The sequence below is a fragment of the Flavitalea flava genome (assembly GCF_054461575.1).
On the sequence record NZ_JBTLQH010000066.1, the window covers coordinates 1 to 26,855 of the forward strand.

Annotated in this window: 24 protein-coding genes; 22 read left to right on the forward strand and 2 right to left on the reverse strand. The window is 47.0% G+C overall.

What is annotated here, in order from left to right; translation table 11 throughout:
- Positions 1-274: 274 nt before the first annotated feature.
- Positions 275-1,537 carry an aminotransferase class I/II-fold pyridoxal phosphate-dependent enzyme gene (locus ACX0G9_RS29625; RefSeq protein WP_459068608.1) on the reverse strand — a complete coding sequence of 421 codons (1,263 nt, stop codon included), beginning with the start codon at positions 1,535-1,537 and terminating at the stop codon, positions 275-277.
- A gap of 236 nt (positions 1,538-1,773) precedes the next feature.
- Here ACX0G9_RS29625 and pafA point away from each other — a divergent pair, with 236 nt between their 5' ends.
- The 19 genes from pafA (at position 1,774) to ACX0G9_RS29720 (ending at position 21,167) form a co-directional block, all read left to right on the forward strand.
- Positions 1,774-3,525, forward strand: a complete 1,752-nt coding sequence (gene pafA, locus ACX0G9_RS29630) for an alkaline phosphatase PafA (protein WP_459068609.1) — start codon at positions 1,774-1,776, stop codon at positions 3,523-3,525.
- Positions 3,526-3,616: 91 nt separating this feature from the next.
- Positions 3,617-3,943: a HesB/IscA family protein gene (locus ACX0G9_RS29635; protein ID WP_459068610.1), complete on the forward strand. Its 327-nt coding sequence runs from the start codon at positions 3,617-3,619 to the stop codon at positions 3,941-3,943.
- A gap of 97 nt (positions 3,944-4,040) precedes the next feature.
- Positions 4,041-5,486, forward strand: a complete 1,446-nt coding sequence (gene sufB, locus ACX0G9_RS29640) for a Fe-S cluster assembly protein SufB (RefSeq protein WP_459068611.1) — start codon at positions 4,041-4,043, stop codon at positions 5,484-5,486.
- A gap of 259 nt (positions 5,487-5,745) precedes the next feature.
- Positions 5,746-6,513: a Fe-S cluster assembly ATPase SufC gene (gene sufC / locus ACX0G9_RS29645; RefSeq protein ID WP_459068612.1), complete on the forward strand. Its 768-nt coding sequence runs from the start codon at positions 5,746-5,748 to the stop codon at positions 6,511-6,513.
- Between the two features lie 8 nt (positions 6,514-6,521).
- Positions 6,522-7,868, forward strand: coding sequence for a Fe-S cluster assembly protein SufD (sufD, locus tag ACX0G9_RS29650; RefSeq protein WP_459068613.1), 1,347 nt, complete (start codon positions 6,522-6,524; stop codon positions 7,866-7,868).
- Positions 7,861-9,111, forward strand: coding sequence for an aminotransferase class V-fold PLP-dependent enzyme (locus tag ACX0G9_RS29655; protein WP_459068614.1), 1,251 nt, complete (start codon positions 7,861-7,863; stop codon positions 9,109-9,111). The genes sufD and ACX0G9_RS29655 overlap by 8 nt, the downstream gene beginning before the upstream one ends.
- Before the next feature lie 51 nt (positions 9,112-9,162).
- A complete protein-coding gene (locus ACX0G9_RS29660; RefSeq protein WP_459068615.1) occupies positions 9,163-9,591 on the forward strand; it encodes a SufE family protein in 429 nt (142 codons plus the stop codon).
- Positions 9,588-9,902, forward strand: coding sequence for an iron-sulfur cluster assembly protein (locus tag ACX0G9_RS29665; protein ID WP_459068616.1), 315 nt, complete (start codon positions 9,588-9,590; stop codon positions 9,900-9,902). Before ACX0G9_RS29660 ends, ACX0G9_RS29665 begins: the two co-directional genes overlap by 4 nt.
- Before the next feature lie 130 nt (positions 9,903-10,032).
- Positions 10,033-11,298: an L-fucose:H+ symporter permease gene (gene fucP / locus ACX0G9_RS29670; RefSeq protein WP_459068617.1), complete on the forward strand. Its 1,266-nt coding sequence runs from the start codon at positions 10,033-10,035 to the stop codon at positions 11,296-11,298.
- An 11-nt stretch (positions 11,299-11,309) separates the two neighbouring features.
- Positions 11,310-11,654, forward strand: coding sequence for an L-rhamnose mutarotase (locus ACX0G9_RS29675; RefSeq protein WP_459068618.1), 345 nt, complete (start codon positions 11,310-11,312; stop codon positions 11,652-11,654).
- Between the two features lie 31 nt (positions 11,655-11,685).
- Positions 11,686-12,453: an SDR family NAD(P)-dependent oxidoreductase gene (locus ACX0G9_RS29680; RefSeq protein WP_459068619.1), complete on the forward strand. Its 768-nt coding sequence runs from the start codon at positions 11,686-11,688 to the stop codon at positions 12,451-12,453.
- 88 nt (positions 12,454-12,541) lie between these two features.
- A complete protein-coding gene (locus ACX0G9_RS29685) occupies positions 12,542-13,414 on the forward strand; it encodes a fumarylacetoacetate hydrolase family protein (protein WP_459068620.1) in 873 nt (290 codons plus the stop codon).
- Complete coding sequence (locus ACX0G9_RS29690) at positions 13,401-14,240, forward strand: amidohydrolase family protein (protein WP_459068621.1); 840 nt, start codon at positions 13,401-13,403, stop codon at positions 14,238-14,240. Before ACX0G9_RS29685 ends, ACX0G9_RS29690 begins: the two co-directional genes overlap by 14 nt.
- Before the next feature lie 48 nt (positions 14,241-14,288).
- Positions 14,289-15,077, forward strand: coding sequence for an L-fucose dehydrogenase (locus tag ACX0G9_RS29695; protein WP_459068622.1), 789 nt, complete (start codon positions 14,289-14,291; stop codon positions 15,075-15,077).
- Positions 15,078-15,113: 36 nt separating this feature from the next.
- Positions 15,114-16,169, forward strand: coding sequence for a zinc-binding alcohol dehydrogenase family protein (locus ACX0G9_RS29700; protein ID WP_459068623.1), 1,056 nt, complete (start codon positions 15,114-15,116; stop codon positions 16,167-16,169).
- Positions 16,170-16,199: 30 nt separating this feature from the next.
- Positions 16,200-17,225, forward strand: coding sequence for a PfkB family carbohydrate kinase (locus ACX0G9_RS29705; protein WP_459068624.1), 1,026 nt, complete (start codon positions 16,200-16,202; stop codon positions 17,223-17,225).
- The gene (locus tag ACX0G9_RS29710; RefSeq protein WP_459068625.1) at positions 17,218-17,886 is read left to right on the forward strand and encodes a beta/alpha barrel domain-containing protein; all 669 of its coding nucleotides are present in this window, start codon (positions 17,218-17,220) and stop codon (positions 17,884-17,886) included. The genes ACX0G9_RS29705 and ACX0G9_RS29710 overlap by 8 nt, the downstream gene beginning before the upstream one ends.
- 51 nt (positions 17,887-17,937) lie before the next feature.
- Entirely contained in the window at positions 17,938-19,464 is a 1,527-nt protein-coding gene (locus ACX0G9_RS29715; protein WP_459068626.1) for a tagaturonate reductase, read from the forward strand.
- Positions 19,465-19,508: 44 nt separating this feature from the next.
- Positions 19,509-21,167, forward strand: coding sequence for a UxaA family hydrolase (locus ACX0G9_RS29720; protein ID WP_459068627.1), 1,659 nt, complete (start codon positions 19,509-19,511; stop codon positions 21,165-21,167).
- Positions 21,168-21,215: 48 nt separating this feature from the next.
- Here the strand turns inward: ACX0G9_RS29720 and ACX0G9_RS29725 are convergent, their stop codons facing one another.
- Positions 21,216-22,082, reverse strand: coding sequence for an AraC family transcriptional regulator (locus tag ACX0G9_RS29725; protein ID WP_459068628.1), 867 nt, complete (start codon positions 22,080-22,082; stop codon positions 21,216-21,218).
- 128 nt (positions 22,083-22,210) lie between these two features.
- On the opposite strand from ACX0G9_RS29725, the gene ACX0G9_RS29730 reads away from it, so the two are divergent.
- From ACX0G9_RS29730 to ACX0G9_RS29740, 3 genes are all read left to right on the forward strand, one after another.
- Positions 22,211-23,068 carry a phytanoyl-CoA dioxygenase family protein gene (locus ACX0G9_RS29730; RefSeq protein ID WP_459068629.1) on the forward strand — a complete coding sequence of 286 codons (858 nt, stop codon included), beginning with the start codon at positions 22,211-22,213 and terminating at the stop codon, positions 23,066-23,068.
- An 82-nt stretch (positions 23,069-23,150) separates the two neighbouring features.
- Complete coding sequence (locus ACX0G9_RS29735; protein ID WP_459068630.1) at positions 23,151-25,475, forward strand: PSD1 and planctomycete cytochrome C domain-containing protein; 2,325 nt, start codon at positions 23,151-23,153, stop codon at positions 25,473-25,475.
- 58 nt (positions 25,476-25,533) lie between these two features.
- The coding region (locus ACX0G9_RS29740; RefSeq protein ID WP_459068631.1) for a DUF1501 domain-containing protein at positions 25,534-26,855 on the forward strand (1,322 nt) is incomplete at its 3' end.

Sequence of the window (26,855 nt, forward strand, 5' to 3'; positions counted from 1 at the left end):
AAAAATCTATGCGTGGCGCCCAAGAGGAGAGCCTCTTGGGAATCTCCCCTTTTTAGAAGAGGTTTTCTTCTGAAAAGATGTTTCTTCTGAAAAGTTTCTTCTGCCATAATGTTTGGCGCCCTGGGCTCTTTTAATTAAAACTTGTCGCCCGGGCCCCGGACAAAAAAAATCTATGCGTGGCGCCCAAGAGGAGGGCCTCTTGGGAATCGCCTTAAGACAAAAAAAAAGCCCTGGCGTTGGGCCAGGGCTCTGGGAAATCAGCTTTATTTATAACTTATGCCTGCGCTTCGGCCATATCGGGGATAGCGGCAACTTTGTAAATGCCGGCATCGAGTTTCTTTTTTGTTTCGCGGAAAGCTTTCAGGGTAAGGTTGATATCCTCATCCGAGTGCACCGCTGTTGGTACCAGGCGATAAATGATGTGCCCCTTGGGGATTACCGGATAAACCACGATTGAACAGAAAATGTTATAATTCTCCCGCAGATCCATGACCATGGCTGTCGCCTCCGGCACGTCCCCTTTCATATAAATCGGTGTAACGGGCGAATCGGTCTTTCCGATATCGAAACCACTGTCTTTCAACCCTTTCTGTAATTTGGCAACCACGTCCCATAATTTTTTACGTAGTTCGGGTTTGGTCTTCAACAGCTCCAGCCTTTTAAGATTACCTATCGTAATGGGCATCGGCAGGCTTTTGGCAAAGATCTGGGAACGTGTATTATAGCGGATGTAATCGATGATCGGCTTATCTCCTGCCATAAAAGCTCCAATGGATGCCATGGACTTGGCAAAGGTGGAAAAATAAAGGTCTATCTGATCCTGAACACCCTGCTCTTCTCCTGCACCGGCTCCGGTTGCACCAAGCGTACCGAATCCATGTGCATCGTCGACCATAAGACGAAAATCATAACTTTCTTTCAGGGCGACGATCTCCTTCAGTTTGCCCTGATCTCCTGCCATCCCGAAAACGCCTTCGGTGATGACCAGGATACCTCCTGTCTTTTGTTTGTCAACCAAGGCTGTTGCCCTTTGCAATTGTTTTTCACAATCTTCTATATCGTTATGCTTGAACACATACCGATGTCCGGGATGCAGACGCAGGCCGTCAATGATACAGGCATGGCTCTCGCCGTCGTATACGATTACATCATGACGACCGCAAATGGCGTCAATTGCACTCATAATACCTTGATAACCATAGTTGAATAATGTCGCATCCTCTTTTCCTTCGAAGGCGGCCAGTTCCCTTTCCAACTGCTCATGATAATTACTGTTCCCGCTCATCATACGCGCACCCATCGGAGCGGCCATCCCGAATTCGACGGCTGCTTCTCCATCTATCTTGCGGATCTCCGGATGATTGGCCAGACCCAGGTAATTGTTCAGACTCCAAACGATCTTTTCCTTGCCTCTAAAAATCATCCGGCTGCCAATTTCCCCTTCCAGTTTGGGAAATGCAAAATATCCATGCGCTCTTTCACGATGCTGGCCGATAGGGCCGCTATGCTTCAATAATTTTTCGAAAATATCTGCCATATGATGAAATGATTAAAGATTTCAATTTTGATCGGTAATACTAATTTCGCTTAAGGCTTTTATACCGAAAAAGGGTACTAAACCTTAATAGTAAAATAACAAACTGCGGCAAATTTAGCGTATTTGCCTCTAATGGGCAACCGGGGGGCTAAAGCCTTCCGTTTCCTAAAAGTATATTAATCAACTTTTAACTTCTTAATAGCTCAATTCAGATACTTTTGCGCAAAATCTATTTCATGTACCGTATAAGTTTATATGCACTTGGTTTTTGCCTGGTCATAAGCCTATTAATCGGACAGGTTTCCGCTCAGACCTCCGGACTGCCTTCCGGGTTAACCTCCACACGGACTGCCGGACAAATCTCTGCCAGGGCTGCAAAGAATGGCGCCAGATCAGAACAGGTATCTGCGGCCTATCCTTCAGCCATTCCAAGACCCAAACTGGTTGTAGGCATCGTAGTGGATCAGATGCGGTGGGATTACCTGTACCGGTATTATAACCGTTATGGTAATGGCGGTTTCAAACGGTTATTGGGTGAAGGGTTTTCCTGTGAGAACACCTTTATCAATTATCTGCCATCCTATACCGCTGTTGGACATACCACGGTCTTTACGGGATCGGTTCCGGCTCTGGATGGAATTGCCAGTAATGAATGGATCGAACAATTAACGGGAAAGGAAGTGTATTGCACGGATGACAGTACGGTCCAGACCGTAGGCGCCGATAATAAATCGGGACAGATGTCCCCCCGCAATTTGCTGGTATCCACGGTTACCGACGAATTGCGGATCGCCAGCAATTATCAATCAAAAGTTGTTGGGGTTTCCCTTAAGGACCGGGCTTCTATTCTTCCTGGAGGCCATACAGCCAATGCCGCATTCTGGTTCGACGATGCCAGTGGAAAGTTTGTATCCAGTACTTACTATATGAAGACGCTGCCTGGCTGGGTTAATGCTTTTAACGATGCCCGTCCCGCAGAAAAACTCCTTCAGAACGGCTGGAATACACTTTACCCCATTGAAACCTATCTGAACAGCGATCCTGACGATCAGGTGTATGAAGGGAGATTCAAAGGTGAGACTTCCAGCACCTTTCCCCATAAGGTGGACGAGGCCTATAAAATTGCCAGAGGCGTGCTGCGGCCAACCCCATTCGGGAACACGCTTACCCTGGACTTTGCCCGCCAGGCCGTGGACGGCTATGAGCTCGGTACCGGCACCGCAACAGATTTCCTGACGGTAAACTGCGCATCTACGGACTATGTAGGACATATGTTCGGACCCAATTCCATCGAGGTGGAAGATACCTATCTGCGTCTGGATCAGGATCTGGCCAAATTCTTCCAATTTCTGGACGGTAAAGTAGGAAAAGGACAATACACAGTCTTTCTGACAGCCGATCATGGAGCTGCCCATACGGTAGGATATATGCAAAAGCATGGTCTGCCTGCTGATTTTTGGAGCAGCAAACCGATGGTCGATACGTTGAACAAAATGCTGGAAGGGAAATTCGGGACCGAAAAACTGATTCGTTCGGGTATGAATTATCAGCTTAATTTTGATTTGGGTAGGATCGATGAAAAACATCTCGACTTCGATGCAATTAAAAAACTGTGTATCAATTACTTACAACGTCAGCCGGGTATTGCCTATGCGGTGGATGTGGAAAAAATAGGAGAAACTCCCTTACCGGAACCGCTGAAAACGATGATTATCAATGGTTATCACTTCAAACGCAGCGGGTCGGTTCAGCTCGTTTTGAGTGCAGGATGGTTCGAAGGATACGGTAGAACGGGTACGACCCATGGCTCCTGGAATCCCTATGATACACATATCCCCCTGGTATTCATGGGTTGGGGGATTTCACATGGCAGTACGAACACGTCGGTAAATATGACAGATATTGCTCCTACTGTGGCAGCCATATTACATATTCAGATGCCTAGCGGATGCGTAGGAAAACCAATAGGAGAGGCGATAAACAGGTAATTCGGATTATTTCCGGATTTCGTAAGCTTTTTTGTTAACCCTCTGGTCCGTTATTTGTTGGAATATAAGGAAGACACATATACAACTATTTATGATTACTATATCATCCACAGCAAAAGACTACATTGACAACCTGTTAATAGAAAAAAAGTCCGGTCCGGATACCTTTGTACGCGTAGGGGTAAAAGGGGGCGGCTGCTCCGGTCTGGAATACCAGCTTGACTTCGATAATAAACAAAAAGAAGGCGATCAGGTATTTGAGGATAAAGGGGTTAAGGTAGTCGTCGACATGAAAAGCCTGCTTTACCTGTATGGCACGGAGCTGGATTACTCGGGTGGCTTGAACGGCAAGGGCTTGTTTTTCAATAACCCCAATGCTTCCAGGACCTGTAGCTGCGGGGAAAGTTTTGCGGTATAGAGTCCCATATTACCAGTGGTATTGCTTAGATTTGCCGTTTATTTACCGTTTTTTTTACCGGGTTCCGGGAATCACCGGTTTTTAATTTTTTTGAACCATGCCAAACGATAACGAATTAATTGACAATTTAGCCAATAAGGAATATGAATATGGCTTTGTCACGGATATAGAGATGGATATCGCGCCGGCTGGACTCAATGAAGAGACGATCCGTTTTATTTCCGCTAAAAAAAATGAACCTGAATGGCTGCTGGCCTGGCGATTAAAGGGGTTTCATTCCTTTTTGAAGCAAAAACTGCCTGAATGGCAGAATTTCCCATTGCCGGAAATTGATTTTCAGAAGATATCTTACTATGCCGCTCCCAAGAACAAAAAGAAATACGATAGCCTTGATCAGGTAGATCCAGAATTGCTGGCCACTTTTGCCAAACTGGGTATTCCGATCAATGAGCAGAAAACGCTTGCCGGCGTGGCAGTGGATGTTGTATTCGACAGTGTTTCCGTCACCACCACCTACAAGGAGAAATTAAAAGAACTGGGTATCATTTTCTGTTCCTTTGGCGAAGCGGTAAGGGAACATCCCGAACTGGTCAAAAAATATGTGGGATCGGTGGTCCCTCATTCGGATAATATTTTTGCCGCACTGAATGCGGCTGTCTTCTCCGACGGGTCTTTTGTATATATACCCAAGGGAGTACGTTGCCCAATGGAACTGTCTACCTATTTCCGGATCAATACGGAAAATACCGGGCAGTTCGAGAGAACCCTCATCATTGCGGACGAAGGAAGTTATGTCAGTTACCTGGAAGGCTGCACGGCGCCTATGCGGGATGAAAATCAACTGCACGCCGCCGTTGTGGAACTGATCGCCATGGAGAATGCTGAAATAAAGTACTCCACGGTTCAGAACTGGTACCCCGGCGATAAGGAAGGCAAAGGAGGCATTTTTAACTTTGTCACGAAAAGAGGGATCTGTAAAGGAGCGCGTTCCAAGATCTCCTGGACCCAGGTAGAGACAGGTTCTTCTATTACCTGGAAATATCCCAGCGTTATCCTGCAGGGTGATGACTCCAGCGGTGAGTTTTATTCGGTAGCCGTCACAAAAAATAAACAGATTGCAGATACAGGCACTAAGATGTACCATATCGGCCGTAATACCAAAAGCCGGATCATCTCGAAAGGGATTTCAGCCGGTCAGGGAAATAACAGTTACCGCGGCCTGGTGCAGATGGGACCCAAGGCAGACCGTGCCAGGAATTTCACACAATGTGATTCCCTGCTGATCGGAGACCAATGCGGAGCGCATACTTTTCCTTATATCGAATCCAAAAATAATACGGCTACCATAGAACATGAGGCTACTACTTCCAAGATCGGAGAAGATCAGATCTTCTATCTCAATCAACGGGGTATCGATTCTGAAAAAGCGGTGGCGCTGATCATCAACGGATATGCTAAGGAAGTGCTCAACCAGCTCCCGATGGAGTTTGCGGTTGAAGCGCAGAAATTATTGTCCATTACCCTGGAAGGTAGTGTGGGGTGATGATGGCCCTTCGGGCTGATGGCACACCGTGCTGATGGCCCTTCGGGCGGTAACCGAGTGAAACAAAGGTTACGAACGAGGATAGCGGAGCATAGCGAACGCTACGAGTAAGGCGGAACAAGGAACGCTGTTCCGACGAAGCTCCGAGGAACGTAGCTTCGACGAAGTTCTCCGTGGCCCACTAATCCGTGGTCCACGAATAGAGAAATAATAAAAAAGGGAAATAATAAAAACCGAGATTAATAAATAAGACATATCAATGCTGATCATTAAAGATTTACATGCGGAAGTTGAAGAGAAGCAAATACTGAAGGGGATCAACCTGACGGTCAATGCAGGTGAAGTTCATGCGATCATGGGACCGAATGGTTCCGGTAAAAGTTCACTGGCCTCCGTTCTGGCAGGAAGACAAAATTATCGTGTCACCCAGGGCGAAGTCAGTTTCAAGGGGCTTAACCTGTTGGATATGGCTCCTGAAGTAAGAGCGAGAGAAGGTGTATTCCTGGCTTTCCAATACCCGATAGAAATTCCGGGTGTTTCCAATATCAACTTTTTAAAAACAGCTCTTTCTGAAATAAGAGCGCATAAAAAATTACCTGCGTTGGATGCCAAAGAATTCCTTCGCATAACCAAGGAGAAACAAAAACTGGTAGAATTCGATGCCCGCCTCGTAAACCGTTCGTTGAATGAAGGATTTTCCGGTGGAGAGAAAAAAAGGAATGAGATCCTCCAACTGGCTATGCTGGAACCTGAGCTGGCGATCCTGGACGAGACTGATTCCGGTCTGGATATCGATGCTCTCCGGATCGTGTCCAAGGGGGTTAACAAACTTCGGTCCGATAAAAATGCCTTTATCATCATTACACACTACCAGCGATTGCTCGAATATATCGTCCCTGATTTTGTGCACGTATTATATGACGGACGCATCGTAAAATCGGGGACCAAAGAACTGGCCCTGGAACTGGAAGAAAAAGGATATGACTGGCTTAAAGAAGAGGCCCGCGAACAAGCAACGACAATTTAATTAATTACATGACACAAGAACCGGCTATACCTTTATACGAGGAAGTGGTGAATGGATTTAATAAATTACTGGCGGTTTCCGAACCGGCCAAACGGGAAAGTAGTGACCTGCGCAAAGCCAGGCAACTGGCCTTCGATAAATTCCGCGAATTAGGTTTTCCTTCTATTAAGAATGAAGATTGGAAATACACGAATATCGCCCGTTTCTTAAAGGACGACTTCACGAGCAATGAATTACCCGAAACTGATCTGAACGCTCCTGATCTGGTCGCTCTTTTGAAAAAAGCAACCATAAAATCGCTGGACTGTTACCAGATCGTAATGGTGAACGGCATCTGGACAGGTAAGGATCAGGCGGCTGAGTTTTCTCCAGGTGTCCAATTGCTCACCGTGGCGGAAGCCAAGCAGGATCCCGCTTTATCAGGATATTTTGAGCGGACCGCACAATGGGAGAATAATCATTTTGCTGCACTGAATGCAGCCCTTTTTACCGATGGTCTTTTTATCAGGGTAGATGCCGGAGCAATACCGGAGAGACCCCTGCATATTATCCATGTTTTTACTTCCGGTCATAATTTGCTCGTCCAGCCCCGTCATGTATGGGTTGTCAACCGTAATGCAGAACTTACTGTTATCGAATCGGTGGTTTCTACCGGCGGCGAGGCCAGGATCTGGGCAAACACACTTTCAGAGATCATCCTTCAACAGGATGCTAAACTGGACCATACGGTGATACAGACTGCCGCAGCAGGAGTCCGCATGATCCAGCATAATACGGTCCGTCAAAAAAAGCAGAGTTTATATAATAACTATACCTTCACGCTTCCCGGTGCCGATCTGGTTCGCAACGACCTGCAGGCGAGACTGGAGGAAGATCATACGGAAACCCATTTATACGGGCTCTATCTGGCTGCCGGTCACCAGCTGGTAGACAATCACACGTTGGTAGACCATCAGAAACCGGCCTGTCTCAGCAATGAGTTGTACAAAGGCGTATTGCTGGAACAATCGACCGGGGTATTTAACGGTAAGGTCTTTGTGCATAAGGATGCGCAAAAAACAAATGCTTTCCAGCAAAATAATAACCTGGTCATCAGTAATAAAGCGACCATCGATTCCAAGCCGCAATTGGAGATCTATGCCGATGATGTGAAATGCAGTCATGGTACTACGGTCGGTCAGTTCAGTGAGGAAGCCTTGTTCTACCTGCGTTCACGCGGTATCGGCGAGGAATCGGCAAAGGCTCTTCTCATCAATGCTTTTGCTTTCGATGTAACTGAAAAGATAAAGATCCCGGCAGTGGAAACGTATATCAATGAACTAATAAGCTATCATATTCCTGTAACGAATGCATGAAGTATCCACGATACTAAGTAACCATAGTTTGGATATTGAAAAGATCCGGAAGGATTTCCCGATCCTTGGCAGAACGGTTTATGGTCATCCCCTGGTATATCTGGATAATGCGGCAACCACACAAAAGCCATTGGCCGTTCTAAATGCCATGGATGAATATTATAACACGGTCAACAGTAATGTGCATCGTGGGGTTCATTATCTTAGCCAACGGGCAACGGATGCCTATGAAGCGGGGAGAAATAAGGTGGCTGCTTTTATAGGAGCTAAACATAATCACGAAATTATCTTTACGAAAGGAACCACCGAAGCGATCAATCTGGTTGCATCCTCTTTCGGAAAAAAGTTTATAAAAGAAGGAGACAGCATCCTGGTTTCCGCCCTGGAACATCATTCCAATATCGTTCCCTGGCAATTGATGTGTGAAGAAAAGAATGCCAACCTGAAGGTAATTCCCATTAACGATGAAGGAGAATTGATCCTGGATGGATTGGAAAAGGTGTTGAAGGATGGCGTGAAACTGGTTGCCTTTAATTATGTGTCCAATGCCCTGGGTACTATAAACCCGGTAAAGGAGATCATTTCCCTGGCGCATAAATACGGGATACCCGTTTTGCTCGATGCGGCACAGGCCATCCAGCATATGGAAATAAATGTGCAGGAACTGGATGTCGATTTTATGGCTTTTTCCAGTCATAAACTGTACGGTCCTACCGGTATGGGAATATTGTATGGTAAAGAGGAATGGTTGAATAAACTGCCGCCTTATCAGGGTGGTGGTGAAATGATCAAGACGGTGAGCTTTGAAAAGACGGTTTATAACGATCTTCCCTATAAATTCGAAGCAGGCACTCCGGATATGGCTGGTGCTGTCGGGCTGGGTGCTGCCATCGATTATGTTCAGGGAATCGGGCTTTCTGCTATCCGGGAAACGGAAGAGGACCTTATGGACTATGCGTTGGCTGCTTTGAAAGATATCGATGGTTTCCGTCTTATCGGGAGTTCTGTCCATAGGGCTGGTGTGATCTCCTTCCTGATTGGAAACATACATCCCTTTGATCTGGGAGAACTCCTGGACAAACAAGGTATCGCCGTTCGTACGGGCCATCACTGCGCCCAACCTGTTATGGACCGTTTGTGTATTCCAGGGACAGTAAGAGCCTCTCTGGCCTTTTATAACACAAAGGAAGAAATGGACAGGCTGGCGGCAGGAATACGGAAAGCGTCTTCGCTGCTAGGGTAAAATGCCGCCCCGAATGGAGGCCGAGGCAGACTCTGGCTTAAACGAAAGTATATGACAATTAAGGAACAACAGGACGATATCATCTCGGATTTTGAATTATTCGGGGACTGGATGGAAAAATATGAATACATCATCCAGCTTGGCAAAGAATTACCACTCATAGAAGAACAATACCGAACAGAGGATAACCTGATCAGGGGTTGCCAGTCCAAGGTTTGGATGCATGCGGACTACAAGGACAGGATCATAACTTTTACTGCCGATAGTGATGCAATTATTACCAAAGGTTTAGTAAGTATGATGATCCGGGTCCTATCCGGTCATTCCCCGAAGGAGATCGTTGATGCCGAGATCTATTTTATCGATGCCATCGGTCTGCGAAGCCATCTTTCCCCGACCCGTTCCAATGGTTTGTTATCCATGCTCAAACAAATAAAACTATATGCCCTGGCCTTCCAGGCAAAATCGCTACAGCCATGATCGAAACGATTTCTTTACGGGATAAAGTGGAAGAAGCGCTGCATACGGTGCATGACCCGGAAATACCCGTCAATATTTTTGACCTGGGTCTTGTATACGAAATAAAGATCGAGGGCGAAGGAATGGTGAAGGTCAGGATGACACTGACAGCCCCTGCCTGTCCTGTAGCCGGAGATATTATTTTTGAAGTGAAACAGAAAGTGGAGGCGATTGAAGGCGTAAAGGATTGTCATGTCGAATTAACTTTTGATCCGCCCTGGACAAAGGATATGATGACCGAGGAAGCTAAACTGGAACTGGGGTTTTTGTAGCATCGGTGTGAAATTTCTACAAAATATTCCCCAATTATTACAGATATTCCAGTTTAAGGTTAAAATAGCTTAGAAGTCTGATAACTTACTGTACGAATTCGCAGTACGAATGTATTTTCTTTGACTTGCTATGCCAAAGAATAAATATTTAGTTCCGCTCATCCTCGTCACTTCCCTTTTCTTTTTGTGGGCTTTTCTGCACAACTTGAATTTTATCCTGATCCCGCATTTAAAAAAGGCCTGCCAGCTGAGTGATACTCAATCCGCGCTCATCGATTTTTCCGTCTACCTGGCCTATTTTGTGATCGCCATTCCCGCGGGACTTTTTCTGCATCGTTATGGATACAAAAAAGGAATACTGACCGGACTTTCCCTGTATGCCATCGGGGCCCTTTTATTTATCCCCGCTGCATCGGACCGTAACTATTTATTATTCCTTACCGCCTTATTTATTATCGCCAGCGGGGCTACTTTCCTGGAAACTGTTGCCAATCCTTATATGACTATTCTGGGGGATAAGGAAACATCTACTCAACGATTGAATTTTGCCCAATCCTTCAATGGACTGGGCGCTGTTGTCGCCCCGCTAATCGGCACCAATTTTATTTTATCGGGTGTGGAACATTCCAAAGCCGAACTGGCGGCCATGAGTCTGAATCATCAGCTGGATGGCTATTTGCAAACAGAAGCCAATTCTCTGAAAATACCTTTCCTGATCATCGCCCTGATAGCGGCTGCTGTGGGCGTTCTTTTCCTGTTCACCCGTTTGCCGAATGTAAAAGAACCGGATGCCAATGCACATGGCACCGAATTTTCCTTTAGGATATTTAAATACAGTCATGTGAAATGGGCGGTAATCGCCTTGTTCTTCTATGTGGGTGCACAGGTAGGGGTTGGCAGTTTCTTTATCCGGTACTCAAAGTTTGTGACGGGCATGCCGGAAAAGGAAGCGGGGAATCTGTATGCTTATGTTGGTATGACCGGGTTTATGGCTGGGCGTTTTATCGGAACGTTCCTGATGCGCCATATTGCACCAGCCCGGTTGTTAAGTATCTATGCCCTTATTAGTATTTTATTGCTGGCGGTAGCCCTGGTGACTTCTGGTCCGCTAGCCATTTATGTAGTAGTGGCCGTACCCTTCTTTATGTCTATTATGTTCCCTACCATTTTTGCCCTGGGCATTAAAGATCTCGGGGAAGAAACCAAACTGGCTTCTTCTTTCCTGGTCATGTCCATCATCGGCGGCGCATTTACCCCTTTGCTGATGGGGCTGATCTCGGATAAGACAGGCAGTATGCAGACTGCCTATATCGTTCCGTTGGTTTGTTTTGGATTCGTATTGTTTTTCGGTCTAAAAGGCCATAAATTCATAGTTCCGGCAGAAGAAAAATATTGATTTTTTATTATATGGAAAGATATTGTTTAGCCCTCGATTTGAAGAACGACCCGGTGTTGATCGCCGAATACGAACAATTGCATATAAAGATATGGCCGGAGATCAAAAAGAGCATCTATGAAGCCGGAATATTGGATATGGAACTCTATCGCCTTGGCGATCGTCTTTTTATGATCATGGAAACAGAGAATGGGTTTAACTTTGAGAAAAAGGCAGCCATCGATACTGGCAATCCGACGGTTCGGAGATGGGAAGAACTGACCTGGAAATATCAATCTCCGATCCCCGGTGGCCAACCGGATGAAAAATGGAGGTTGATGACCCGGATATTTTCCCTGGTCAACCAACCGGAATAAAGGATTTTTTTAACTTTTTAATCGTAAGGACATGTTCAGTTTGAAAGGAAAGAAAGCGGTTATAACGGGTGCGGGCAGCGGGATCGGCAGGGCCGTAGCGCTGCTGTTGGCCAAACAGGGCGCGTGGGCATATGTCGTCGATATTAGCGAAACCCAGGCGCAGGAAGTCGTTAAGGAAATCAAAGATCAGGGATTCGAAGCTTCAGCCCACCAGTCGGATGTTTCCAATCAGCAGCAGGTGTTGGCCTTATTCAACAGCCTGGGTCGGCTGGATATCCTGGTAAACAGTGCGGGAGTATCTCATGTGGGAACGGTAGAAACTACTCCGGAAGCAGATTTCGACCGTCTGTATAACGTAAATGTCAAAGGTGTTTATAATTGCCTGCTGGGAGCCATTCCCCAATTGAAAAAAAATAAGGGAGGAGTCATCATTAATATGTCGTCAATTGCGGCATTGGTAGGTCTCCAGGACCGTTTTGCCTATTCTATGACCAAAGGAGCCGTTTCTGCCATGACCCTTTCGGTGGCTAAGGATTATATAAAAGAGAATATCCGTTGCAATGCCATTTCACCGGCCAGAGTGCATACTCCCTTCGTTGATGGGTTTCTTAAAAAGAATTATCCCGGCAAAGAAGAGGAGATGTTTGAAAAATTGTCAAGGACCCAGCCTATCGGCCGTATGGCTAATCCGGAAGAGATTGCGGGTCTTATTTTATACCTGTGCAGTGATGAGGCTTCCTTTATAACAGGTTGCGATTATCCGATCGACGGAGGGTTTACGAAATTGAACACCCCGTAGCATTGCTTGCGCTTGGTTGCCCTAAAAGGGGAATTGTGTACAGCACCTTATTGAAAATGAAATTATAGAAAATACTAAAATAATTTATATGAAACTGATCAGACACGGAGAAGTAAATAAAGAAAAGACCGGTATTGTTGTAAAAGATAAATATTACGATACCTCGGCCTTCGGACAGGATTATAACGAAGAATTTTTTGCTTCCGGCGGATTGGAAAGACTGGCGCAGTTTGTCGAAAAAAACAAAACCGCCGACGGCGGAACGAAACTTCCGGAATTACCCGCCGGTACCCGTCTGGGTTCTCCGGTTGCACGCCCTTCCAAGATCATTTGTATCGGCCTTAACTATGCCGATCATGCCAGGGAGACGGGTGCCACTCCTCCGCCCGAACCGGTTATTTTTATGAAAGCGACTACCGCTCTTTGCGGCCCGAACGATGATATTATCATTCCTAAAAATTCGAAGAAGACGGATTGGGAAGTGGAATTGGCCATTGTTATCGGCAAAAAAGCAAGTTATGTAACGGAGCAGGACGCGCTGAATTATGTGGCCGGTTATTGTCTGCATAATGATGTTTCCGAAAGAGAATTCCAGATCGAACGCAGCGGTACCTGGGATAAAGGGAAAGGTTGCGACACATTTGCACCACTCGGCCCCTGGGTGGCTACCCCGGATGAAACCGGCGATATCGATAATTTGCGGCTATGGTTGAACGTGAATGGGAAAAAAATGCAGGATGGAACGACCGCCAATTTTATATTCCGAATCCCCTTCCTGATCGCCTATACCAGTCAGTTCATGACCCTGTTGCCCGGTGATGTGATCTCAACGGGTACGCCGGCAGGTGTGGCCATGGGTATGAATCCACAGGTTTATCTTAAACCGGGTGATATTGTGGAATTGGGTATCGATGGTTTGGGCATATCCAGGCAAAACGTAAAAGCATATGACGGAATCTAAAATAGATGCCCATCAGCATTTCTGGAAATTCGACCCCATCCGGGATAGCTGGATAGGTCCTGAAATGGCCGTGATCCAACGGGACTTCCTGCCTGACCATCTCCAGCCGGTGTTGGAAGCGGCGGGAATAGAAGGATGCGTGGTCGTTCAATCGGATCAGTCAGAAGACGAAAATGATTTCCAGCTGGCAGGTGCAGCCAAACATAATTTTATCAAAGGTGTGGTGGGCTGGGTGGACCTGCAATCTCCTGATGTGGAGGAAAGACTGGCTTATTACAGCCGTTTTCCAAAAATGAAAGGATTCCGGCATGTCCTGCAGGGAGAGAAGGACCGGGCCCTGATGCTTCGGCCTTCCTTTATCAATGGGATAAGGAAACTGAAGAAGTTTGGTTATACCTATGACCTCCTTATCTACCCTGATCAGCTGGGCTATGCCTGTGAACTCACTGCTGCTCATCCTGATCAGTTATTTGTAATCGACCATATCGCCAAACCTTATATAAAAGATAACCGGATCACGGAGGAATGGAAGACGGCCATTCGGGCATTTGCAGACCAGGAAAACGTGTATTGCAAGATATCAGGAATGGTAACAGAAGCAGATTGGACAAACTGGAAACCTGAAGATTTCCGGCCTTACCTGGATACGGTGGTGGAGGCGTTCGGGACCGGACGTATCCTCTTTGGATCGGACTGGCCTGTTTGTCTGGTTGCAGGTTCTTACGAAAAAGTGATGCAAATCGTCCGGGATTATTTTTCTTCTTTTTCAAAAGAGGAACAGGCAGATTTTTTTGGAGGCAATGCGACAGGATTCTATCATCTTTAAAAATACAGTTCTTCCCTGCTGACCCGCAGCGGAAGCCAGGAGTAAGCCATGGATCTACAATTACAGGATAAGGTGATCATCGTATCAGGCGGTGCCAAAGGCATCGGCGAAGGGATCGTTAAAGTTCTGGCGAAAGAAGGAGCCATTCCCTTTATCGTCGGCAGGAACGAAGAGGACAATCTGAAAACCATAGCTGCGGTTGAAGCTGAAGGTGGAAAAGCATTCCAGGTAAAGGCGGAGCTGATGGATCCGGCTGCCAGTGAGTCCGTTGTAAAAACGGTGCTGGACCAGCTGGGACGGATCGACGGGCTGGTGAATAATGCAGGCTTGAATGATGGCGTCGGATTGGAATCCGGAAATTATAAGGATTTCGTAGCCTCTCTTCATAAGAGTCTGGTGCATTATTATTTGCTGGCGCATCACTGCTTACCGTCGCTGATTAAATCCAAAGGAGTGATTATCAATATCAGTTCCAAGACCTCCGAGACCGGCCAGGGCAATACTTCTGCTTATGCAGCCGCCAATGGGGGGCGTAATGCGCTTACCAGGGAATGGGCGGTCGAATTGCTGAAATATGGCATCCGGGTCAATTCTATCGTAGTTGCCGAATGCTGGACACCGCAATATTCCCAATGGATCACTACTTTGCCCAATCCTGAAGAAACCCTGAAGTCGATCGTAAACAGGATTCCATTTGAAAACAGAATGACCACTTCAGAAGAGATTGCGAATATGACAGCCTTCCTTTTATCATCCAGATCCAGCCATACCACAGGGCAGTTGATTCATGTGGATGGCGGTTATGTTCACCTGGACAGGGCTCTGGCCAATGCATAGAACAGGTGGTTTGTGTAAAAAAATAATTAAGTACGGATGAAGGCATTAGTTTGTATAAGACCGGGAGAACTGGAATACAGGGAAATAGATGCTCCCCTGGCCAAGCCAGGTCAGGCAATCATTAAGATTAAACGGATAGGCATTTGCGGAACCGATCTGCATGCTTTTGATGGCACTCAGCCTTATTTCGAATATCCCCGGATACTGGGACATGAACTGGCAGGCGACCTGGTGGATTTTGACAAAGCTCCGGGCTTCCTACCCGGCGAAGCGGTGACCGTGATCCCCTATTTTAATTGCGGCAAGTGTATCGCTTGCCGGAACGGTAAACCGAATTGTTGTGTCACCATAAAAGTGGCCGGAGTTCATATTGATGGAGGAATGGTTGAGTATTTGTCTGTACCCTCCTCATCGCTGGTTCATGGTGAAGGCCTGGATTATGAGGCATTGGCTTTAATAGAACCGCTTGCCATCGGAGCGCATGCTATAAGAAGGGCGGCTGTTCTGCCGGGCGAATTTGTATTAGTGGTGGGAACCGGTCCTATAGGTCTGGGGGTTATCGAGGCGGCCCGGATTGCAGGGGCGCAGGTGATCGCGTTGGATATCAATGAAGACCGTCTTAATTTTTGCAGGAACAGTTTGCAATTGCTTCATTGTATCAATGCGACAGAATCAAAACCAGACGGTGAAACAGGCTCAGATAAACATACTGTCCTGGAAAGGATCCGGGGGATCACCAACGGAGATATGCCTGCGGTAGTGATCGATGCTACCGGTAACCGCAGTGCCATCAATGAAGGTTTTCAATACCTGGCACATGGCGGCCGTTATGTATTGGTTGGATTACAGAAAGGGGATATCCAGTTCAGCCATCCTGAATTTCATAAACGGGAGGCAACCTTGATGAGCAGTCGCAATGCTACCCGTGAAGATTTTCTCCGGGTGATGAAATCGATAAAAAAGGGTCAGATCGATCCCAGGTTGTATATTACCCACCGGGTTCCATTCGGGAAAGTGAAGGAAGCATTCGGCAGCTGGATCGATCCGGCTACCGGGGTTATCAAGGCCATGGTGGAAATGGGGGAAGGGTAGAAATTAATGAATTTATAAAACAGGATATCATTGAAAAAGGTCTTGTCTTTCGGAGAATTATTGTTACGGATCTGCCCCGACGCGGAGGGAGAATGGCTGCGTGAGAATAACCTGTCCGTCTATGTTGGCGGTGCGGAGGCGAATGTGGCTACCGCTCTTGCCCTATGGGGGATACCTTCCGCCTATTTTACGGCCCTGCCCGGGAATAATAACCTGTTGAGCCAACAACTGACGGCTTATTTACAGGATCACCATATCGATACTTCCCGGGTGCTTTACCAGGGCGGGCGCATTGGAATCTATTTTCTTCCCAAGGGAAAGGATTTGAAAAATGCCGGCGTGATTTATGACCGGGCTTATTCCGCTTTCTCCGAACTTCAGCCCGGTACTATTAATTGGAATGATATATTGCAGGATGTTTCCTGGCTGCATTTCAGCGCTATTTCCCCCGCGCTGAACCAGAAAGCCGCAGATGTCTGCGCAGAATTGCTGCAGGCTGCTTCCGACCGGAAGATCACTATTTCCGTAGATTTGAATTATAGGGCCAAACTATGGCAATATGGATCGCAGCCTGTGGATATCATGCCGGGGCTGGTCCAATACTGTGATGTTGTTATGGGAAATCTCTGGGCGGCTGAAAAAATGTTGGGCGTTCCGGTGGATGTTTCTATCTCGGAGAATAGTTCAAAAGAAGATTATCTGCGGCATGCGTTATCGACGAGCGAAAGGATCATTGCTCTTTTTCCGAAGGTAAGGATCGTAGCGAATACTTTCCGGTTCGATCAGGGACCCTCCGGTATTGACTATTATACTACTCTTTTTGACGGTAAGACTTTATATACCTCTTCCGGTTATTCCGCTGAAAAGATCGTCGATAAAGTAGGCAGCGGTGATTGTTATATGGCAGGCCTGATCTATGGGTTGTACAAGCAGCACTCTTTGCAGCAAACGCTGGAATTTGCCACGGCGGCAGCTTTTCAGAAATTATTCATAACCAGTGACGCCACGAACCAAACCGTAAGCGACATCGAAAAATCCATAAAGACCTATGAGTGATAAAAAAATAGCCTTGCAAAGTATCCTGGATCAGGGTCTGCTTCCTTTGTTCTATTGGGAAGATGCAGCGGTTAGCCTCGGGATCATCAGGACCCTGTATAAAGCAGGGATCCGCGCCCTGGAATACACGAACCGCGGTAACGCGGCCCTGGATAATTTTATAGCTATCAAACAAGTATTGACGATTGAGGCACCGGATCTGCATCTTGGGATCGGCACTATTAAAACCGTAGAAGAAGCCGGAGCTTTTATACAGGCCGGGGCTGACTTCATCGTGTCCCCCGTCGTAAACCGGGAAGTAGCCGTAATGGCAGATAATGCCGGACTGCTATGGATTCCAGGTTGTATGACGCCTACAGAGATCTTTACGGCCCAGCAATGCCAGGCGGCGCTGATCAAATTATTTCCGGCAAATATTCTCGGGCCTGAATTTGTCAGCTCGATCCGGGAGCTGTTTCCCGGGCAATTATTCATTCCTACAGGCGGAGTGGAACTGAACCGTGGCAATATAAGTTCGTGGTTCAAGTCTGGCGTTTGTGCCGTTGGGATGGGCAGCAAACTCATCAGTAAGGATGTTTTGAAGAATGAACAATATGATACGTTATATCAACAAACGGTTACCGCCCTGGAACTGGTCAGGTCGGTAAGGGAAGAAGGGTAGCGGATGCAGGCTAACGTATGAATCGAATTAATAAAGGATAAGTAAATAATTATGCAACTTTCTAAAGACAATCTTGAAGGTATTAAAGCACCGGTATTGGTCAAGCCCGACGGGGATATTTTTGACATGCCGGAAAAAGTGCTGCAATTCGGGACAGGTGTTTTATTGCGGGGATTACCGGATTATTTTATTGACAAAGCGAATCGTCAGGGAATTTTTAACGGAAGGATCGTTGTCGTCAAATCCACCGACTCCGGGGGGGCAGATGCCTTTGACCGGCAGGACGGTCTTTATACTTTGTGTATCCGTGGGTTGGAAGATGGGAAAAAAATAGAAGAAAATATCATTTGCTCCGCGATCAGCAGGGTGCTGTCCGCCCGTGACCAATGGGAGGAGATCCTGCTGTGCGCCGCCAATCCTGCATTGCAGATCATTATTTCCAATACCACTGAAGTAGGTATTCAGTTGGTTCAGGACGATATAGACACAAACCCAATCCAGGCAAAACCGCCTGTTTCTTTCCCCGGAAAATTACTGGCCTTTTTGTATGCACGTTATAAAACATTTAACGGCAGTCCGGAAAGCGGAATGGTGATCGTGCCGACGGAACTGATCATCGGGAACGGTAAAAAATTGGCATCCATCATAAAAGAACTGACACAAGCCAACCGGCTGGAAACAGAATTCAGCAACTGGGTGGATCAACACTGCCGGTTCTGTAATTCCCTGGTGGACCGGATCGTGCCGGGCAGACCCGATGCGGCTACCTTACAGCAATTGCAACAAGATCTTGGTTACCTTGACGATCTGTTGTCCATATCGGAAGTATATCGTTTGTGGGCTATAGAAGGAGATGAAAAAGTGCAAAGCGTCCTTTCTTTTGCCGCAGCCGATCCGGGTGTGATCATCCGGCCCGATATCGATATCTACCGGGAATTGAAACTGCGTCTTTTGAATGGAACACATACCCTAAGCTGCGGTCTGGCTTTCCTGGCAGGCTTCGGTTCCGTAAAAAAGGCTATGGATGATCCGGATTTTTCTTCCTTTGTTTCCGCATTGATGCTGAAGGAAATTGCGCCGGCCATTCCGTATACACTTCCCTTACAGGAGGCCAGGGATTTCGGCTTAAAAGTACTTGACCGGTTCCGTAATCCTCATATTCAGCATCAATGGATAAGCATTACTATGCAATACTCTTCCAAGATGCGCATGCGCAATATTCCGGTATTACTGCAGCATTACCTGGATCACGATACGGTGCCGGAACATTTTGCCCTGGGTTTTGCCGCTTACCTGCTGTTCATGCGGGCGGAAGGAAAAGAGAAGGATATTTATCAGGGAAAGATCAGGGATCAGTATTATCCGATCAATGATGATAAGGCAGCTTATTTCTTTGAAAGCTGGAAAGACCGGACGCCTGATGAATTGGTTGCTCTTGTTTTAAAAAACGAATCGTTATGGGGAACCGACCTGACTCAATTAAAAGGATGGGAGCAGGCTGTGAAGGAAAAATTGAATGTATTAATTTCCAGCGGCATAACTACCGGACTGGTGCAGGTTAGGGGTCAGGTTTTATAAAGGAGTAGACTTTACTTCGTAGAAAACACATATAAAAAAGATTTATGAATACGCAACAAACCGTTTTGAAAGTACACGCAGGTGATAATGTCCTGGTGGCATTGAAAGATCTGGCTAAAGATGAAAAAATTAATTTCGAAGGCGTGGAATATAAGATCCTGGAACCTGTAAAGGCTAAACATAAATTTGCGACCGATGATCTCGCTACAGGGGACTCTATCATCATGTACGGGGTACTCGTAGGTAAGGCCCAGCAACCGATCTCCAAAGGAGGCCTTATCAGTACGGCCAATGTGAAACATGCGGCCAGTGATTTTACGGTCGGGGATCGCAAAACGGATTGGTCGAAACCGGATATCTCCAAATTCGAAGGCCGCACATTCAGAGGTTATCATCGTGCCGATGGAAGTGTGGGAACGGGCAATTACTGGGTAGTCATTCCGATGGTATTCTGCGAGAACAGGAATTTGGATGTCCTTCAGCAGGCGTTGGTAAACGATCTGGGTTATGGCCGGAACCGGTCTTACCAATTACAGTCAAGGCAGCTGATCGAATTATATAAAGCCGGTAAAAGCGTTGAGCAGATCCTGCAAACAGATCTCCAGGCTGATTATGCCCTGCATGCCAATAATCGTCTTTTCCCGAATATCGATGGGATCAAGTTCCTGACTCATGACGGCGGCTGCGGTGGAACAAGACAGGATGCCCAGGCTCTGTGCGGTTTGCTTGCAGGATATATCACGCATCCCAATGTCGCAGGGGCCACCGTATTGAGCCTGGGTTGTCAGAATGCGCAGGTCAGCATGCTGGAAGAGGAAATCAAAAAACGATCCCCACAGTTTTCCAAACCAATGTATATCCTGGAGCAACAAAAAATAGGCAAAGAATCTGCACTTTTATCGGAAGCTATCAAACAGACTTTTGCAGGATTGATCGAAGCTAACCGGCAGGAGCGCCAACCGGCTCCGCTCAGCCATTTATGTATCGGCCTGGAATGCGGAGGCTCGGATGGTTTCTCGGGGATCTCCGCCAACCCGGCCATCGGTTATACTTCCGATCTGCTGGTAGCGTTGGGTGGGTCAGTCATTCTTTCGGAATTCCCCGAGCTGTGCGGCGTAGAGCAGGACCTGAGTGACCGGTGCGTAGATACCGGTACTGCCGAACGGTTCTCCCATCTGATGCGAACCTATAACGAAAGAGCGAGGGCCGTGGGAAGCGGTTTCGATATGAACCCTTCTCCCGGGAATATCAAGGATGGATTGATCACCGATGCCATCAAATCGGCAGGTGCTGCCAAAAAAGGGGGGACCTCACCGGTTACCGCCGTGCTGGATTATCCTGAAAAACAAACCCGGCCGGGCCTGAATTTATTATGCACTCCAGGTAATGATGTGGAGTCTACTACGGCAGAAGTTGCTTCAGGGGCGAATATCGTGTTATTTACCACTGGATTGGGTACACCAACAGGGAATCCGGTTGCCCCGGTAGTAAAGATCGCTACCAATACGGCATTGTTCGAAAGGATGCGGGATATCATCGATATCAATACAGGTACTATCATTGAAGGAAAAGAGACCATCCGGGAAGCCGGCGAGCGGATACTGGATTATGTGATCAGTGTGGCGAGCGGAGAAACCGAGATCGCAGCGGTGCGTCATGTGCAGGATGATTTTATTCCCTGGAAGAGGGGAGTGTCGTTATGATATTGTCCGGAGAATTGACGGTTACCGGAATACTGGAATATGGGAATACTATTGCCCGGTAATCGTTTTGCGATAAACCAAAGGGCTCATCTGGTACGTGTTTTTGAATTGCCGGTTAAAATTGGACAGGTTATTGAAACCGCATTCAAAACAAATGGCAGAGATGCTGCTTTTATTTTCCTTTAGCAGCTGGCAGGCATGATGGAGACGGATCTCGTTGACAAAACCGGTAAAGGACTTCCGGGTCCTTTTGCTGAAATACCGGGAAAAAGAATTTTCTGCCAGGTTTACGATCCTGGCTGCCTCGGTAACAGAGATGTTGTGTTTGAAGTTTTTCATTACAAATTCAAATATGGCATTCAGACGGTCTGATTCCAGTTCATTCTTTCCCTGAAGATGTGTACTGGAAATGGCCCGCCAGTCTCTTGATCCGGACAGCGTGTGCAGGATGTCGACCAGTTTCATCCAACGGGCCAGTCCTTTCAATTGAAGAAGCTCGTGCATGTTTTTGCTGACTTTTTCATTGGTCTTTCCGGTAATTTCCAATCCCTTGACTGACCTGGCCAGTAATGCCTGCAGTTTTGCGGTTTCGGGAAGGTTGAAAAAATCCTTTCCAAAGGAGTTTTCAGAGAAATGGATGACTATGGATTTTGCCCGCAGACGGGATTTGGGTTTGTACCAGGACGGATCATTGCGGAACAGGTGAGGTAGATCAGGTCCGATAAAGGAAAGATCGCCGGGCTTAAAATTACTGATATTATCCCCAATGAATCGTTTGCCGGTGCTTTCGGTTACCAGCACCAGTTCATATTCGGGATGAAAGTGCCAGGGAGTTGGGTAATAGGGATAATCAAAGAATTTGGCAACAAAGGATTCTTCCGGTTCCAGGGGAAGATGTTCCAGCACGGGCTTCATATTTCAATTTTTATGCTACAAAATACTATAATAAATCGGAGAATTGGTTAGAAAAGTATCATTTCTGCCTAGAATACAGGTAGCAATGGATACAGATTAGGTCTAAATTTGAAGTAAAATGCTTGCCAATGCCCCAATCGAAATTCTCATTTGAACAGGTGAAGGCTTATCACCGGGACGGGTATCTCATCGTAAAGGCTTTTTGTAAGCCGGAGGAGGTAGCGCGTTTGCACAGTGTGGCGGTGGAAGACGAAGGCGTGAAAAATAATGCGCTGGACCTGAATGATCAGACCGGAAAAAAAACAAAGTTATCCTTATGGTTTACGCCAGGTAACGATGTATTCGGTTATCTTTCCCGCAGTGAAAAGATGGTCTATGCTTTAACGCAGTTACTCGGCAGCGATTCTCCCATCTGCCATTTCCATACTAAATTGATGCAGAAGGAACCGAAGGTGGGTGGGGCATGGGAATGGCACCAGGATTTTGGCTATTGGTATAAGAACCAGTTCATGTTCCCGGATCAGATGATCAGTGTCATGGTAGCCTTAACCCCGGCTACTAAAGAGAATGGCTGTTTGCAGGTGATCACCGGATCGCATAAGATGGGCCGGGTCAATCACGGTTTTGCCGGTGAACAGGTGGGCGCCGATGCTGAAATGGTCGCTAATGCCCTGAAGACAATGGATCTTCTGTATTGCGAATTGTCACCCGGAGATGCCTTATTCTTCCATAGTAACCTGATGCACCGTTCGGAAGCTAATTTATCCGACGGGGCCCGATGGTCCATCATATCCTGTTATAATTTACAATCCAATCTTTCTTATGGAGAAACCACCAGTTCCTGGCGGATCCCTGTCGACGTAGTGCCGGATGAAGCTCTTCTGAATTGGAAAACCGATAATCTGGCGGATAACGATTTTCTCCGGAAGGAAAATGAGGCTGCCTTAAAAGATACAGGCTGGGAACAGGAAGTAAAGGTTAAATGATGCTGGATTTAGCAGGAAATAAACGATATTGTAGGTAGCTGATTTAGATATTGCTTTGCCATAATTGAAAAAATAAACCGGGATGAGGTTACGTAGCGCAATTATATTATTAGTCATTACAGGGGCTGTATTTTCAGGCTCTTCCTGCTTTCATAATAATAAGGAAGGCGGATCGGGCAGTTTACCTGACAAGGTGAGCTTCAATTTCCATATTCGCCCCATTCTTTCCGATAAATGTTTCAAATGTCACGGACCGGATGCCAATCATCGGGAAGCGCATTTACGATTGGATATTGCCGACAGCGCTTATGCTCCGCTAAAGGTGACCAAGGGGCATTTTGCCATTGTACCGGGCAATCCCGGCATGTCAGATCTGTTAAGAAGGGTTGCCTCTACGGATGCGTCTTTAAAGATGCCGCCACCCGATGCGCATCTGGGCGCATTAACAGAATATGAGACCCGTCTTTTTGAACAATGGATCCGCGAGGGCGCGAAATATGAACGACATTGGGCTTTTAACGTTCCTGTTAAAGCTCCTTTGCCTGCTGTTAAGGACAAAGGCCTGGTCAAAAACGAGATCGATTATTTTATTCAGCATAAACTGGACGCCATGGAATTGGTGCCCAACGGAGAAGCGGATAAAGAACATTTACTCAAACGTATTTGCCTGGATCTTACCGGTCTTCCGCCTTCCCTGGAACAAATGGACCGGTTTGGTGCGGACAAGAACAGCGATGCTTATGAGAAAATGGTGGATGCCTTGCTGAATACGCCGCAGTACGGAGAAAAAATGGCCTTGCATTGGCTGGATGTAGCGCGGTATGCAGACAGCTATGGATACCAGGATGATAATATCAGATCTCAATGGCCGTGGCGGGATTGGGTGATCCATGCCTTTAATGAGAATATGCCTTATGACCGTTTCGTTACCTGGCAGATCGCCGGAGACATGCTTCCAGGTGCTACCAAAGAACAAATACTCGCTACTGCGTTTTTCCGCAATCATAAATACACCGAAGAAGGTGGCGTGGTACCGGAAGAATACCGCGTCGAATACCTGATCGATAAAACAAAGACTTTTGGCAAAGGAATCATGGGTCTTTCTGTCGAATGTGCGCAATGTCATGATCACAAATACGATCCTTTTTCCCAGAAAGATTATTATTCGCTCCTGGCCTTTTTTAACAATACCAAAGAAGTGGGTTATGAAGGGGACGTAAGTACATCCAAACCGGCGAAGATGCCTCTGATGACCATTAACGATACCGATACGCGGAACGTGCTATCCTTCATCAATAAAAGAGATACCAGCACAATGATGGTCTCTGTTATGGGAGAAAGGGATACGCTGCGGAAAACCTATTTATTGTCCAGGGGAAGGTACGATGCTCCGGCAGAGGAAGTGCAACCGATGGCATTGCGCGCTGTAATGCCATTCGATACGGTTCGTTTGCCCCGTAACCGTCTGGGCCTTGCTGAATGGACGGTAAGCAAAAATAACCCGCTTACGGCAAGGGTCTTCGTTAACCAGGTCTGGCAGGAGCTTTTTGGAAAAGGGATCGTAAAAAGTGCCGGTGATTTTGGCATGCAGGGTGATCTTCCGACTCATCCTGAATTATTAGACTGGCTGGCAGCGGATTTTATGGAGAATGGCTGGAATGTTAAACGGCTTGTTAAACAAATCGTTTTATCGGCTACTTACCGGCAATCGGCAAAGACATCTTCCGTCAAACAAGAGAAAGATCCTGAGAATACCTGGTTGTCAAGGGGCCCAAGGAACAGACTGTCTGCTGAATTGGTACGTGATCTCGTTTTGTCGGGCAGCGGCCTGCTGGTAAAAACGATCGGAGGTCCGAGCGTAAAGCCCTATCAACCAACCGGGCTATGGGAAACCGCTTCTTCCGGAAGAGGCGTATTGGCTACTTACAAACAGGATCATCATGATTCCTTATACAGAAGAGGCATGTATACCTTCATCAAATTAACAGTTCCTCCTGCCATCATGGCCCTTTTCGATGCCAGCAACAGGGATCAATGTGAAGTGCGGCGTTTGCGGACCAATACCCCACTGCAGGCGCTGGCTATGCTGAATGATCCGACCGTGCTGGAAGCATCCCGGGTGCTGGCGGAAAAACTGGCTGTGGAAACATCTTCTGAAAAGGAAAAGATCGTAAAGGGCTTCCGGCTGATCGTATGCCGTATGCCTTCCGAAAAGGAATTGACCATCCTGGAAAATTATTATCATGGACAATTGGAGTCCATGCGGAATAATAAAATCGATGCTGTCAAAACCCTTGATGCCGGGGAATACCCCCATGACAAAACTGCGGATAAAAATGTTTCCGCGGCGTTGATGAAACTGGTCAGTATGCTGTATAACCTGGAAGAGACGATCACCAAGACATAATAACACAGCGTGCACGAAAGCCGGATGTTTTAAAAATACGTTTTAAAAAAAGAGAAAAATGGAGAAGGAAATCCTTGAACATAGTTTGCATTTAAACCGCCGGAGATTCCTGTCCAAACTGGGCCTTGGCGTTGGTAGCATCGCCCTGGGTTCTCTGCTGATCCCTGACCTTTTCAAGAGCAGCGAAGAAGATATGCTGCTCTCCGGGCTTCCCCATTTTGCCCCGAAAGCCAAACGGATCATTTATCTTTTTCAGAACGGCGCTCCATCCCAGCTGGATCTTTTCGATTATAAACCCCTGCTCAACAAGATGCAGGGGGAGGATCTCCCTCCTTCCATACGCGGAGGACAAAGACTGACGGGCATGACAGCCAATCAAACCAAGTTTCCCCTGGCGGGAACCGGCTTCCAGTTCGGGCAATACGGCCAGTCACGGGCATGGCTAAGTGAATTGCTTCCCCATACCTCCGGAGTGGTCGATGATATCTGTTTTGTAAAGAGCATGTTTACCGAAGCGATAAATCACGATCCTGCCCTGACCTTTTTTCAAACGGGAGCGCAGCAGGGCAACAGACCCAGCATGGGTTCCTGGCTGAGTTATGGATTGGGTAGCGAGAATAAAAACCTTCCCGCATTCTGTGTTCTTTTATCCAAAGGAAAAGGAAACGGACAGGGTGTTTATTCGAAATTATGGTCCAACGGCTTCCTGGACTCGATTCACCAGGGCGTCCAATTCAGCAGTGGAGAAAATCCCGTTCTTTATCTGGCTGATCCTGAGGGGATGGATAAAAAGGAAAGACGGAAAATGCTGGATCAGCTTGCAGCCCTGAACCAGGAATCCTACACAACTTTCGGCGATCCGGAGATCAATACGAAGATCAGCCAGTATGAAATGGCCTACAGGATGCAAACCGCGGTTCCGGAAATTACCGATCTCTCCAAGGAGCCGGAAGGCACCCTCAAATTATATGGTCCTGATTGCCTTGTCCCTGGAACTTTTGCCGCAAACTGCCTGCTGGCCAGGAAGTTGTCGGAGAGCGGGGTTCGTTTTGTTCAGTTGTATCACCAGGGTTGGGATGGCCATAATAATCTGCCTTTTGAGATCCGCGGCCAATGCAGAGATACGGATCAGGCCTCCGCTGCCCTGGTTCAGGATCTCAAACAACGGGGCTTGCTGGATGAAACGCTGGTGATCTGGGGAGGAGAATTCGGCCGTACCAATTATTGCCAGGGGAAGCTGACACCGGGTAATTATGGGCGGGATCATCATCCGCGCTGTTTTACCATCTGGATGGCCGGTGGTGGCGTAAGACCAGGCGTTTATGGAGAGACGGATGAATTCGGATATAATATAGCTAAGGACCCGGTACATGTACACGA

Excerpts from the sequence above, each read along its gene's own strand:
- ACX0G9_RS29625 (WP_459068608.1), bottom strand. The coding sequence starts at position 1,537 with ATGGCAGATATTTTCGAAAAATTATTGAAGCATAGCGGCCCTATCGGC.
- pafA (WP_459068609.1), top strand. The coding sequence starts at position 1,774 with ATGTACCGTATAAGTTTATATGCACTTGGTTTTTGCCTGGTCATAAGC.
- ACX0G9_RS29635 (WP_459068610.1), top strand. The coding sequence starts at position 3,617 with ATGATTACTATATCATCCACAGCAAAAGACTACATTGACAACCTGTTA.
- sufB (WP_459068611.1), top strand. The coding sequence starts at position 4,041 with ATGCCAAACGATAACGAATTAATTGACAATTTAGCCAATAAGGAATAT.
- sufC (WP_459068612.1), top strand. The coding sequence starts at position 5,746 with ATGCTGATCATTAAAGATTTACATGCGGAAGTTGAAGAGAAGCAAATA.
- sufD (WP_459068613.1), top strand. The coding sequence starts at position 6,522 with ATGACACAAGAACCGGCTATACCTTTATACGAGGAAGTGGTGAATGGA.
- ACX0G9_RS29655 (WP_459068614.1), top strand. The coding sequence starts at position 7,861 with ATGCATGAAGTATCCACGATACTAAGTAACCATAGTTTGGATATTGAA.
- ACX0G9_RS29660 (WP_459068615.1), top strand. The coding sequence starts at position 9,163 with ATGACAATTAAGGAACAACAGGACGATATCATCTCGGATTTTGAATTA.
- ACX0G9_RS29665 (WP_459068616.1), top strand. The coding sequence starts at position 9,588 with ATGATCGAAACGATTTCTTTACGGGATAAAGTGGAAGAAGCGCTGCAT.
- fucP (WP_459068617.1), top strand. The coding sequence starts at position 10,033 with ATGCCAAAGAATAAATATTTAGTTCCGCTCATCCTCGTCACTTCCCTT.
- ACX0G9_RS29675 (WP_459068618.1), top strand. The coding sequence starts at position 11,310 with ATGGAAAGATATTGTTTAGCCCTCGATTTGAAGAACGACCCGGTGTTG.
- ACX0G9_RS29680 (WP_459068619.1), top strand. The coding sequence starts at position 11,686 with ATGTTCAGTTTGAAAGGAAAGAAAGCGGTTATAACGGGTGCGGGCAGC.
- ACX0G9_RS29685 (WP_459068620.1), top strand. The coding sequence starts at position 12,542 with ATGAAACTGATCAGACACGGAGAAGTAAATAAAGAAAAGACCGGTATT.
- ACX0G9_RS29690 (WP_459068621.1), top strand. The coding sequence starts at position 13,401 with ATGACGGAATCTAAAATAGATGCCCATCAGCATTTCTGGAAATTCGAC.
- ACX0G9_RS29695 (WP_459068622.1), top strand. The coding sequence starts at position 14,289 with ATGGATCTACAATTACAGGATAAGGTGATCATCGTATCAGGCGGTGCC.
- ACX0G9_RS29700 (WP_459068623.1), top strand. The coding sequence starts at position 15,114 with ATGAAGGCATTAGTTTGTATAAGACCGGGAGAACTGGAATACAGGGAA.
- ACX0G9_RS29710 (WP_459068625.1), top strand. The coding sequence starts at position 17,218 with ATGAGTGATAAAAAAATAGCCTTGCAAAGTATCCTGGATCAGGGTCTG.
- ACX0G9_RS29715 (WP_459068626.1), top strand. The coding sequence starts at position 17,938 with ATGCAACTTTCTAAAGACAATCTTGAAGGTATTAAAGCACCGGTATTG.
- ACX0G9_RS29720 (WP_459068627.1), top strand. The coding sequence starts at position 19,509 with ATGAATACGCAACAAACCGTTTTGAAAGTACACGCAGGTGATAATGTC.
- ACX0G9_RS29725 (WP_459068628.1), bottom strand. The coding sequence starts at position 22,082 with ATGAAGCCCGTGCTGGAACATCTTCCCCTGGAACCGGAAGAATCCTTT.
- ACX0G9_RS29730 (WP_459068629.1), top strand. The coding sequence starts at position 22,211 with ATGCCCCAATCGAAATTCTCATTTGAACAGGTGAAGGCTTATCACCGG.
- ACX0G9_RS29735 (WP_459068630.1), top strand. The coding sequence starts at position 23,151 with ATGAGGTTACGTAGCGCAATTATATTATTAGTCATTACAGGGGCTGTA.